Source organism: Stutzerimonas tianxiuensis (assembly GCF_053470365.1).
In genome coordinates this window covers 83,194-95,236 of the sequence record NZ_JBPVWS010000017.1, presented here as the reverse complement: position 1 = coordinate 95,236, position 12,043 = coordinate 83,194, and the positions used below count along the sequence as shown (strand labels likewise).

The window sequence follows — 12,043 nt, the reverse complement described above, 5'->3', positions numbered from 1 at the left end:
GTCACCAGCGTGGCCACCACAGCCAAGCTGGTTGCGCTTGCGCGCAACGCGCCATGCCTGGCGCACCAAAAAAAAGGGCGACCTAAGTCGCCCAAATGCCTTGCGTGCTCTGTACCACCAGCCGGATCAACGCTTCTTGTGCGCGTCCCGCCAGATGAAATATCCGAAACCGCCGAGGAAGGCGACCATAAGGCCGACCGTGACCACCCCTGCGAGCACCACATTATCGACGAACATGATTTCCTACCTCCAAGCTGTTTCGCTGTCTGATGGCTGCATAGTCGTCTTCCCCGCCGATAAAAAAATTGACCGACGTCAATCACCACGGAGCCTTTGAATAAAGGCACCGCGGTAACTGATCTGGATCAAAAAAATGGGGGTATCAGGAGGGACGCTACGGGACAGCAGCCACGCGATCAGTCGTCGCGAGCAATTTGGAACGGGTTATCAGCAAGCGCTGTCAGCGCTTTTTCGGCTTGGTCTTGGGCTTTTTCTTTGGCTTGCTTAGCGGCAGCACCTGTTCGAAAGCCTGACGCATTTCGACCAGCCGCTTTTCCTTGATGTCATGAATACGCTTTTCACGCTCGGCACTGAAATCGATCAGCTTTTCGTCACTGCTCATAAGGTCGGCCCGTGGATGATCTGGCGGAAGGTCAGGTTGAGGCGCGGTGCGCGAACCTTTCGTGTTCTGGCGATCTGGTGCTGCCAATAATGCTGGGTGAGACCGCTCATGACCAGCAGCGATCCATGTTCGAGCGAGATGGAGTACTCAATACGGCTGGCTCCCTTGCGGCGAAAATCGAAGCGCCGCGTGGCGCCCAGATTGAGCGAGACTACCAAGGGCTGCTGTCCCAGCTCTCGTTCGTCATCGCTGTGCCAGCCCATGGCGTCCTGTCCATCGCGATAGTAGTTGAGCAGGACACCATTCAGACGCTGGCCGACCTGCTGCTGTACCCGTTGGCGGATATCGGCCAGCAATGGCGTCCAGGCAAGTGGCTCGTGTGTGAAACCGGAATACCGATAATGCGCATCGGCATCGCCATACCAGGCGACCAGTCGCGGCACCGCAATGCTGCGACCGTAGAGTTTGATTTGGGGTTGGGACCAAGGTGTCTGTGTGGAAAGCTCGGACAACCATCCGTCAGCCAGATCTGCATCGACCCATCGCGGGAAGTAGCGCAGATCTGCATCTGCCAGCTCGATCAGCTCGCTGTCGCCTGACATAAAGGGATCAAACCTCCACATCCACCCACAGTCCCTGCCGCGGCAGCTCATCAAGGGCGGCCTGGTCTTCCTCGGCGGTTTCGCCTTCGGCGAGCTCCTGGGCGGTGTAGCCACGACGCCGTTGCCGCCTGCGCTGCTCGTCGCGCAGCATCTGCTCCGCTTCCTGAGGGTGGCGACGATCAAGGCCCACCGAGCTTTCGTTCGCGCTAGGATGCACGGGCGTCACCGGCGCGATATCGGGTCGCGGCTTGACCACGTCCTGTTGCGCGGTGACCTGGACGGTACCGGGTGGAATGACTGGCAGCATCTTCGCTCTCCCCTGGCAAACCGATCGCTTTCTATACCGGGTTGGCGGGCCTGTAGCGGTTGATCGGCGGTTCTGCCGACGACTTTAGCAGCAACGCTACACTGCCGGGGTGCGTTTCCGGGTCGTCATGGATGAACACGAGCGGTGACAGGCTTGATGCAGTGGCATCTATCGTCGATCTATGGGCGGTGATCCGTTAACATAGCGGGCTTTTTTACAGCGGGAGGCAGGGCATGGCGCAGCAGTATCTACCGGGGCAACGCTGGATCAGCGACAGCGAAGCGGAACTCGGTCTGGGAACCATCCTCATGCAGGACGGCCGCATGCTCACCGTGCTCTACCCCGCGACGGGTGAAACTCGCCAGTACGCTGCACGCAGCGCTCCGCTGACGCGCGTGCGTTTCGTCCCGGGTGATGAAATCACTCACTTCGAAGGCTGGAAGATGACCGTGCGCGAAGTCGACGATGTCGACGGCCTGCTGGTCTATCACGGCCTGACCGCACAGAGCGAAGCCCGCACTCTGCCGGAAACCCAGCTGTCGAACTTCATCCAGTTCCGCCTCGCCAGTGACCGTCTGTTCGCTGGCCAGATCGACCCGCTGAATTGGTTCAAGCTGCGCTACCACACCTTGGAAAACCAGAGCAAACAACTCACCTCCTCACTGTGGGGCCTGGGCGGCGTGCGTGCGCAACCCATCGCGCACCAGCTGCACATCGCCCGTGAAGTCGCCGACCGAATCGCCCCGCGCGTTCTGCTGGCGGACGAAGTGGGCCTGGGCAAGACCATTGAAGCCGGCCTGGTGATCCATCGCCAGCTGCTTTCTGGCCGCGCCAAGCGCGTCCTGATCCTGGTTCCGGAGAACCTCCAGCACCAGTGGCTGGTGGAAATGCGCCGCCGTTTCAACCTGCAAGTCGCGCTGTTCGACGACGAACGCTTCATCGAAAGCGATGCCACCAACCCCTTCGAAGACACCCAGCTCGCACTGGTCTCGCTGGACTGGCTGAAGGACGACGAGCGCGCCCAGGACGCGGCCTTCGCTGCCGGCTGGGATCTGCTGGTGGTGGACGAAGCGCATCACCTGGTCTGGCACCCGGAAAACGCCAGCGCCGAATACAAGCTGGTCGAGCAACTGGCCGAAGTCACCCCTGGTGTCCTGCTGTTGACGGCGACACCCGAGCAGCTCGGCCAGGAAAGCCACTTCGCTCGCCTGCGCCTACTCGACCCGAACCGTTTCCATGATCTCGAAGCCTTTCGCGCCGAGAGCGCCAGCTACCAACCGGTCGCCCGCGCCGTGCAGGAGTTGCTGGACGAGGGCCGCCTGTCACAGGAAGCTCACCAGACCATCCATGACTTCCTCGGCGCCGAAGGCGAAGCGCTGCTCGCTGCGGCCACCGACGGCGACATCGAAGCCAGCAGCCGGCTGATCCGGGAGCTGCTCGACCGTCACGGCACGGGCCGCCTGTTGTTCCGCAACACCCGCGCCGCCGTGCGCGGTTTCCCAGAACGCCAGCTGCACCCCTATCCGCTGCCCTGCCCCGCCGAGTACCTCGAATTGCCGCTGGGCGAGCATGCCGAGCTGTATCCGGAAGTCAGCTTCCAGAGCCAGCAGGAAGAGCCGGACGCACAGAACCGTTGGTGGAGTTTCGATCCGCGCGTCGAGTGGCTGATCGACACGCTGAAGATGCTGAAGAAATTCAAGGTGCTGGTGATCTGCGCCCACGCCGAGACCGCGCTGGATCTGGAAGACGCGCTGCGCGTGCGCTCCGGCATCCCGGCCACCGTGTTCCATGAAGGCATGAGCATTCTCGAGCGGGACCGCGCGGCCGCCTACTTTGCCGATGAAGAGTTCGGCGCGCAGGTGCTGATCTGCTCCGAGATCGGCAGTGAGGGCCGCAACTTCCAGTTCGCGCATCACCTGGTGCTGTTCGATCTGCCGTCGCACCCCGACCTGCTGGAGCAGCGCATCGGCCGTCTCGACCGCATCGGTCAGGCCCACGTTATCCAGCTGCACGTGCCCTATCTGGAAACCAGCCCGCAGGAACGCCTGTTCAAGTGGTACCACGAGGCGCTCAATGCGTTCCTAAACACCTGTCCCACCGGCAATGCTCTTCAGCATCAGTTCGGGCCGCGCCTGCTGAACCAGCTGGAAGAAGGCGACGACGACGAGTTTCAGAAGCTTATTGAAGAGGCTCTCGCCGAACGCGTGCGCCTGGAAGCCGACCTGCATGCCGGCCGCGACCGTCTGCTGGAGCTCAATTCCGGCGGTGGCGAACAGGGCAAGGCACTGGTCGAGGCCATCGAAGAGCAGGACGACCAGTTCGCCCTGCCGATCTTCATGGAAGAGCTGTTCGACGCCTTTGGCATCGACAGCGAAGACCATTCCGAGAACGCGCTGATTCTGCGTCCCAGCGAGAAGATGCTCGACGCCAGCTTCCCGCTCGGTGACGACGAAGCCGTGACCGTCACTTATGATCGCGAGCAGGCCCTGGCTCGTGAAGATATGCAATTCCTAACCTGGGAACACCCCATGGTCCAGGGCGGCATGGACCTGGTGCTGTCCGGCTCCATGGGCAACACCGCCGTGGCGCTGATCAAGAACAAGGCGCTCAAGCCCGGCACCGTCCTGCTCGAACTGCTCTATGTCAGCGAGGTGGTGGCGCCGCGTGCCCTCCAGCTCAACCGCTTCCTGCCGCCCTTGGCGCTGCGCTGCCTGCTGGATTCGAACGGCAACGACCTGGCGCCCAAGGTGGCGTTCGAGACGCTCACTGATCAGCTGGAAAGCGTCCCGCGAGCCAGTGCGAACAAGTTCGTCCAGGCTCAGCGCGACGTGCTGGCCAAGCAGATCGCTGATGCAGAAGCCAAGGTCACCCCTCGCCACACCGAGCGCGTCGCCGAAGCGCAGCGCAAACTGAAGGCGAGCCTCGACGAAGAGCTGGCGCGACTAACCGCCCTTCAGGCGGTCAACCCGAGCGTACGCGACAGCGAGATCGAAGCCGTGCGCAAGCAGCGTGAAGAAGGTCTGGGGATGCTGGAGAAGGCCGGTCTGCGCCTGGAGGCGATCCGAGTGCTGGTAGCCGGCTGACCACCCGCGTTACGAAAGGCCGGCTGCGAGCGATTGCAGCCGGCCTTTTTCATGCTTTCCAAGCAGACCCGCCACGCTCGGGGGAAACGCGATAGGCGAGCGATCCGAATCGGCACTGATTGCCGCCGTAGGTTGCCGTCCCCTTCATCAGTCCCAAACTTTCTGAGAGCAGTACCGCAGCCCTCAACGCCGCGCCACCGCCAGCAGTTGCCTGGCCTTGCGCTGGTCGTATTCGTCCAACTCTTCCAGCAGCTCCGGTTTTCCGCCGATCAGCAGTGCCAGCGGTGCGCCGTCGCGATAGAGGATGCGATTGCCTGCAGTTGCCGGTACGCGTTCGCCGGGTAGGAGCGTGCCGACCTGATTCAACGGGTCGACCGCCGAGACGGCGATCATCTCGCCGGCGAGTGGGCGCTTGCGCACCTCACGCAACAGACCAACCGCCTCGGGCAAGGCGAACTGCTCACCCGGCACACCCGCCACGAAACGACCGCCGCGGATGTCGCCCCGCGCTTCGAGCCTATGATAGACGCGCAGGAGTTCACGCCAGGGCGGCAACCAATCCGCCTCGCGGTCCAGCAGGCGCCAGAACACCACGCCGTAGCGACGCAGCAAGGTCATCGCAATGTGTTCCAACGCTTCGGGGTCCAATACTGGACGGCGCGCAGTGGCTTCGGCCGGTACCGGCGCGCCTTTGCGCACCAACGCCCAACGACCGGCATCGGCCATGCCACCGATGAATGCGCCACCGCGGCTCTGTCGAGTGCTGCGTGAGCGCTTCGCGGCGGGCGCCAGCAATGCCCGCAAGCCGGCAAAACTGTCCGCATTGACCAGCCCTACCGCGACCAGCTCACCGAGCGCATCTTCCAGCTCGCTGCGTAACAGGCGTGCGTCCTGCTGCAGCTCGTCGAAGAACAACGCGCCCTGCCCTTGCAGCGTCTCGAACACCCGCTGCGCGCGTGATGTCAGCTCGGGCTGCGGCGCATCACTGGCCAGTGCATACCAGGCCGCCAGTTGCCGGCGCGGAAGCAGCACGATAGGCGTGCCGCGCACCGGCCCGCTGCTGGCTTTGATTCGCCCGGCCAGGCGCGTCCAGACGATGCGTCCGGAGCGGCACAGCTCGTCCAGCCAGGTGCCGCCATAATCCTTCAAGCGCGCCGGCAGCAGGTCGCTCTCCCAGGCGCCTGCCGCGGCCTGGAAGCCTTCAAGTTGATCGACTACCGTGCCGAGCGCATCGCGGCCCTGCATTCGTGTCGCCTCGGACAGGTGCTGCCAGTCGAACAGGAAGCGCATGAAATCAGCGCGCTCAACCGGTTCGATTTCGCGGCGCAGGCGCTTGACCGTGTAACGGTGGATGCGCGCCAGCAGATGCCGCTCGCACCACTCATCGTCAGTTGCCGCAGGCGTAAAGCGGCCGCGCAACACATAACCCTCAGACTCCAAACGCGTTAGCGCCAGCGCGACCGCCGATGCCGGCAGGGCAAGCGGTCGGGCAATCAGCGGAACCGGTAAGGGGCCGAAGCCCGTCAGGCGCGCGCGGATCAGTTCGACCAAAGCGTCGTCTTCGCTCGACGGTTGATCGAAGCCGGGCAGCGGCTTGAGAACCGGCACGCAAGCCGCTTCGGGATAGATGGACTGCAACAGTGCAAGACGCTCGACGGGCAACCAGAGCGCGCGATCCTGCGCAACCCGCATCCGCGTCGCGCGCCCTCCACGAGCCAGCTCGTTCAGCCAGGCAAGCCACTGCGGATCGGCCTGCACTTCGGCTTCCGCGATGCAGCCCAGGCCAGTGAGCGCTTCGTGCAACTCGTCCGGATTGCGCGCCTGGGGCCAGGCTTCCTCCCCCACCGCCTCGATCGCTGCGGCATCCAGCGCACCGAGATCGTCGCTGGACTCGGGGTCGGTCCAACGGCGATTCAGCACGGCCTGGGTCCGACGCTCTTCCAGTGGGGCGTCGTCGAGAAAGGCGTAAGGCCGCGCGCCCAACACTTCCATGGCCAGCGGCGACGGGGCCGGCAGATCACGCGACAGTAGCTCGATATCCCCCGCCTCGATCCGCCGCAACAGCGCCAGCCAGCCATTGCTGTCCATGGCTTCGTGCAGGCAGTCGTTGAGGGTCTGGGCGACCAGAGGATGATCCGGCACCTCCCGCTCGCCGACAACGTTCTCCAGGCAGGCGACTTGGTCCGGAAAGACAGTTGCGAGTAGATCTTCGCTTTTCATTCGCTGCAGCTGAGGCGCGACTTTACGCCCACCGGCCATGCGCGGCAGCGCCAGAGCGGTGGTCGCGTTCCAGCGCCAGCGCACCCCGAAAAGCGGCGCATCGAGCAGCGCCTGGACCAGCACCGCCTCGGCGCTGTTGGGGTGCAGATAGCGCCAAACCTCATCGAGCGGAAAGCTATGACTGGTCGACAGGGAAAAGATGATTGCATCCTCGGTCGCCGCGGCCTGCAACTCGAAGTTGAAGGTGCGGCAGAAGCGCTTGCGAAGCGCCAGTCCCCAGGCACGGTTGATCCGACTGCCGAACGGCGAATGGATAACCAGCTGGGTGCCGCCGGACTCGTCGAAGAAGCGCTCCATGATCAACCGCTGCTGCGTCGGCAGCGCTCCCAGCGACGAGCGCGCGCGGGCCAGGTACTCAATGATCTGGCGAGCCGCGGCTTCTGCCAGGCCGAGCGTGTCGGTGAGCCAGTCAATGGCAGACTGCAGTCTTGATCGCACCTCGTGGGTCGCTTCTGTAGGCGTCAGCTCGCTGGCGATCCCAGCAGACTCAAAAGCATCACCAGCAAGCTGGCTCCTACGGGCTTCGGCTTCGTCCAGGCGCTCATCGATTTCATCGGCTCCGATTTCGGGCCGTGACGGAGCACCGGAGGCTTCGCCGTCGCCCACTTTTATAGGAGCGAGCGTGCTCGCGAAAGGCGATACCTCTGCAGCGTCGGATTCGCGAGCAAGCTCGCTCCTACGGGCTTCGGCTTCGGCCAAGCGCTCATCGATTTCCCCGCGCAGTCGCGCCACTGCCGCGGACAGCTCATCGCTGCGCCCCGGCGCCTCGCCTATCCAGAACGGGATGTTCGGCGGTTGGCCCTGCGCATCCTCGACCCGCACGCGACCGGACTCGATCTTGATAATGCGGTAGGACGTATTGCCCAGCTGGAAGACATCGCCGGCCAGACTCTCGACGGCAAAGTCCTCGTTGACCGTGCCGATGTTGAAGCCCTGTGGCTCGAGCAGCACCGAGTAGTCGGCGTTGTCGGCGATGGTGCCGCCAGACGTCAGCGCGGTCAGACGACCGCCACGTCGTCCGCGCAGGCTGCGGCTGACCAGATCGCGGTGCAGATAGGCGCCGCGTGCGCCGTGGCGGGTGGTGTAGCCCTCGGCGAGCATCGCCAGCAAGGCCTGATAATCCGCCTCGCTCAATCCGGCGTAAGGCATGGCGCGGCGGATCAACGCCAGCAAGGCATCCTCCTGCCACTCCAGGCACGACACTTCGGCCACGATTTGTTGCGCCAACACATCCAGCGGGGCTTCTGGTATCACCAACGTATCGAGCTCGCCGCGGCGCACGCTGTCGAGCAAGGCGGCGCATTCGATCAGGTCATCGCGTGAGCTGGGAAACAGACGCCCCTTGGAGACGCCACCCACCTGGTGACCAGCGCGTCCGACACGCTGCAGAAACGCTGAGATGGACCGCGGCGAGCCCAGCTGGCAGACCAGCTCGACGTCCCCGATGTCGATCCCAAGCTCAAGCGACGCAGTAGCCACCAGTACCCGCAGCTCGCCGCGCTTGAGTCGCTGTTCGGCATCAAGCCGCTGCTCGCGCGCCAAACTGCCGTGATGGGCCGCCACCACGGCATTGCCCAGCCGCTCGCTCAAGTGTCGCGCCGCGCGTTCCGCCATGCGCCGCGTGTTGACGAAGATCAGCGTGGTTCGATGCTCACCGGCCAGTACGGCCAGCCGGTCATAGACCAGCTCCCAGACAGCGTTACTCATCACTGCTTCCAGCGGGACCGGCGGCACTTCCAGCGCCAGGTCACGCGACCGGCCATGGCCCACATCGATGATTTCGCAATGACGATCGACACCGACCAGGAAATCAGCCACTGCCTCGATGGGTTTCTGTGTCGCCGAGAGCCCGACGCGCACTAACGGATGCCCGCATAACGCCTCCAGCCGCTCCAGCGTCAAAGCCAAATGGCTGCCACGCTTGTTGCCGGCGATGGCATGAATCTCATCGACGATCACACTACGCACACCGGCCAGCATTTGCCGGCCGGACTCGGAGCCGAGCAGCACATAGAGCGACTCCGGCGTCGTCACCAGAATATGTGGCACGCGCTTGCGCATCGCGGCGCGCTCGGCCTGTGGCGTGTCACCCGTGCGCACAGCGGTGCGTATCGTCAGCGGTGGCAGGCCGAGCGCTTGCAGCTCTGCCGAGATACCCGCGAGCGGCTGTTCCAGATTGACGTGAATGTCATTGGACAGCGCCTTGAGCGGCGAGACATAGAGCACTGAGGTCTGGTCCGGCAGGCCACCTTCGGCTACGCCCTGCTGCACCAGTTGGTCTATGGCGGCGAGAAAAGCGGTCAACGTCTTGCCCGAGCCGGTGGGTGCAGCCACTAGGGTCGATCGGCCGGCACGGATCAGTGGCCAGGCGCGTGCCTGAGCAGGAGTCGGTGCAGGGAAACTGCGTACGAACCAGCCAGCCACTGCTGGGTGGAAGGTCGCCAGCGCGTCGGGAACGGTGGAGTTTGTCATCACCTGAATATGCTGTCGACGCAGCGCATCTACAAGGCCGTCTCGCCGCAGCCCGTCGCATGCCCGTCAGGTAGAAGGAAACGGCGCCGCCGCTTGGAGGTCCACTTGAGACAGCCCGTCGATGGAGAACCCCATGAGCAACCAACCCCTGAATCTTGATGAAGCGATGCAACTCGTCTCCGAAGCCTTCCTTCCGTGTGGCTGCGTGACCAGCGCCAACCCGGACGAAGACAGCTTCGGCTTTACCGTGATGTCCGGAAGCGGTGCCGAAATATTGCGCGTGCCCAGCGTGTCGCGCGAGGAATACACCAGCCCGCAGCGCCTTGGCGGGGTCATCGAACAGGCCAGGCTGGACGTAGAAGACAAGGACCAACGCCTCGAGCCCTGGACCATGCCAGCCATAACGGACGACACCGGCATCCCAGAGACGCCGCCTAACTATTGATCCGTTAGATTCCGAGAGGAAAGCATGACCGATCCGGTTCTTCTGATCACAGGCGCGTCCTCCGGGATTGGCGCCGCCACCGCGCGTATCGCAGCCGAGGCTGGCTATCGCATCGCCCTGGGCGCCCGCTCCGAGCACAAGCTGACGGAGCTGGTGGACGAACTCGGCGGTCCCGACCGGGCGTTGGCCATTCGCTGTGATGTGAAGGAATACGCGGAGCAAAAGGCCATGATGCAGCGGGTGCTCGACCACTTCGGTCAGCTCGATGCGGTCTACGCCAACGCCGGAATGCCGGGCAGCGAAGGCGGCTTCAGCGGCGCGGACCCTGAAGTCTGGCGCGAGATGCTGCTGACCAATGTGTATGGCGTAGGCCTGACGCTGCGCTGCAGTTTAGAAGCGCTGAAAGCCAGCAGGGGCCATGTCTTGCTGACCGGCTCGGCCGCCGGCCGCTTCGTCATTCCCGGCTCGATGTACAGCGCCAGCAAGTGGGCGGTGACCGGCATGGGACTGAGCGTGCGCGAAGAACTGCGCGGCACCGGCGTGCGCGTCACGCTGATTGAGCCGGGCATGGTCGATACGCCACTCTTCGACCAGCCGCCACCCTATGCCCTGCAACCCGAAGACATAGCCCGTGCGGTGGTTTATGCGCTGTCGCAACCGAGCCATGTGGATGTGAATGAGATCCTGATTCGGCCCGTCCCGCCGCTCGCAGACGATTAACCGGCGCTCAATAGTAGCTGGAGGCGCCGTCCCGAAATCAGATGACTGCAACTTGAACGACAGGCCGGAGACCAGGTTATTTAGCGTTGGGCTGCTTTGACGAATAACTGAGACAGGCGACCGGCACCTCTTGCGAGAAACTTTTGCGCCTCGCTTCGGGTCGCTTATAGAAGCGGTTTTTGGCCGCTCCATGCATCGATCGGGGGGATGCCCATGGGTAACCTGGCACAACAGCCGAAGCAGCAACCGGCCCTGGCCGAGATGGATCATCTGCTGCGGCGCTTCCAGCAGGTTCGCGCCACCAGCGAAGCGATTTGCGCACCGTTGCAGGTCGAGGACTACGTCATCCAGAGCATGCCTGATGTCAGCCCGCCGAAATGGCATCTGGCGCATATCAGCTGGTTCTTCGAAGCCTTTCTGCTCAAGCCCTATCAGTCAGGCTACAAAACGCTGAATGCCGCTTACGATCACCTGTTCAACTCCTACTATGAAACCCACAGCACGCCTTTTCCAAGGGTTCAGCGCGGGCTGATCTCCCGCCCCGGTGTAGACGACGTCTACCGTTTTCGTCATCACGTCGACCGCGCCATGGCCGAGCTGTTGGTCAATCCCCCACAAGAGCACGCCGCCGAAATCGTGCGCCGCGTCGAGCTGGGGCTGCAGCATGAGCAGCAGCATCAGGAACTGCTGCTCATGGACATCAAGCACATCCTTGCGCAGAACCCGCTGCACCCCGTCTACCGGGACGACCTGAAAGCGCCCCCTGCGCTGCAGAGCGAACGTCTTCGCTGGCACGATTACGCCGGCGGTGTGCACCACATCGGCCATGCTGGCAATGGCTTCGCCTTCGATTGCGAGACGCCGCGGCATCGGCAGTTCGTCGAGGACTTCCAGCTGGCCGACCGCCTGGTCAGCAACCGCGAATACCTGTCGTTCATTGCCGACGGCGGCTACGCGCGCAGCGAGCTCTGGCTGTCTGACGGCTGGACACATATTCGCCAGCACGGCTGGAATGCGCCGCTGTACTGGCACCGCGATGACGGCGCCTGGTATGAAATGACACTTGGCGGGATGCGCCCGCTGGACCTGGAGGCGCCGGTCTGCCACGTCAGCTTCTATGAGGCCGATGCCTATGCGCGCTGGGCCGGCGCCCGCCTGCCTACCGAGGCCGAATGGGAGGTGGCTGCCACCGACCAGCCCCGGCGCGGCAATTTTCTGGAAAGCGACTATCTGCAACCTGTTGCTGCCAGCGTGCCGCATGAAGGGCCGGCGCAATTGTTCGGTGACGTCTGGGAATGGACCGCCAGTGCCTATCGTCCCTACCCGGGCTTCCATCCACTGGAAGGCAGCCTGGGTGAATACAACGGCAAGTTCATGTCTGGCCAGATGGTGTTGCGCGGCGGCTGCTGCGCAACACCCGAGGCGCACATCCGCGCGACCTATCGCAACTTCTTTCAACCAGCGATGCGCTGGCAATTCGCCGGGCTGCGCCTGGCCAGGGAGCTATGACCC

9 protein-coding genes are annotated in these 12,043 nt (G+C 63.6%); 4 read left to right on the top strand and 5 right to left on the bottom strand.

From position 1 onward, the window contains the following. Positions 1-126: 126 nt before the first annotated feature. The 4 genes from ccoM to ACSSNI_RS19070 all read right to left on the bottom strand — a co-directional run bounded on the left by ccoM (position 127) and on the right by ACSSNI_RS19070 (position 1,531). A complete protein-coding gene (ccoM, locus tag ACSSNI_RS19085; protein ID WP_045425123.1) occupies positions 127-237 on the bottom strand; it encodes a cytochrome c oxidase subunit CcoM in 111 nt (36 codons plus the stop codon). Positions 238-460: 223 nt separating this feature from the next. Beyond that, a complete protein-coding gene (locus ACSSNI_RS19080) occupies positions 461-622 on the bottom strand; it encodes a hypothetical protein (protein ID WP_167369793.1) in 162 nt (53 codons plus the stop codon). Next, positions 619-1,224 carry an alpha-ketoglutarate-dependent dioxygenase AlkB family protein gene (locus ACSSNI_RS19075; RefSeq protein WP_234484437.1) on the bottom strand — a complete coding sequence of 202 codons (606 nt, stop codon included), beginning with the start codon at positions 1,222-1,224 and terminating at the stop codon, positions 619-621. Before ACSSNI_RS19075 ends, ACSSNI_RS19080 begins: the two co-directional genes overlap by 4 nt. Positions 1,225-1,231: 7 nt before the next feature. Beyond that, the gene (locus ACSSNI_RS19070; RefSeq protein ID WP_200637518.1) at positions 1,232-1,531 is read right to left on the bottom strand and encodes an aspartate-semialdehyde dehydrogenase; all 300 of its coding nucleotides are present in this window, start codon (positions 1,529-1,531) and stop codon (positions 1,232-1,234) included. 233 nt (positions 1,532-1,764) lie between these two features. Here ACSSNI_RS19070 and rapA point away from each other — a divergent pair, with 233 nt between their 5' ends. Continuing rightward, positions 1,765-4,614 (top strand): RNA polymerase-associated protein RapA, encoded by a 2,850-nt coding sequence (gene rapA / locus ACSSNI_RS19065; protein ID WP_200637515.1) that lies wholly within the window; start codon positions 1,765-1,767, stop codon positions 4,612-4,614. 183 nt (positions 4,615-4,797) lie between these two features. Here the strand turns inward: rapA and ACSSNI_RS19060 are convergent, their stop codons facing one another. Further along, positions 4,798-9,366 (bottom strand): DEAD/DEAH box helicase, encoded by a 4,569-nt coding sequence (locus tag ACSSNI_RS19060; protein WP_200637513.1) that lies wholly within the window; start codon positions 9,364-9,366, stop codon positions 4,798-4,800. A 133-nt stretch (positions 9,367-9,499) separates the two neighbouring features. Here ACSSNI_RS19060 and ACSSNI_RS19055 point away from each other — a divergent pair, with 133 nt between their 5' ends. The 3 genes from ACSSNI_RS19055 to egtB all read left to right on the top strand — a co-directional run bounded on the left by ACSSNI_RS19055 (position 9,500) and on the right by egtB (position 12,040). Further along, a complete protein-coding gene (locus ACSSNI_RS19055) occupies positions 9,500-9,811 on the top strand; it encodes a hypothetical protein (RefSeq protein WP_102834965.1) in 312 nt (103 codons plus the stop codon). Positions 9,812-9,835: 24 nt separating this feature from the next. Next, a complete protein-coding gene (locus ACSSNI_RS19050) occupies positions 9,836-10,531 on the top strand; it encodes an SDR family oxidoreductase (protein ID WP_200637511.1) in 696 nt (231 codons plus the stop codon). Positions 10,532-10,744: 213 nt separating this feature from the next. Continuing rightward, a complete protein-coding gene (egtB, locus tag ACSSNI_RS19045; protein WP_200637509.1) occupies positions 10,745-12,040 on the top strand; it encodes an ergothioneine biosynthesis protein EgtB in 1,296 nt (431 codons plus the stop codon). Positions 12,041-12,043 lie beyond the last annotated feature (3 nt).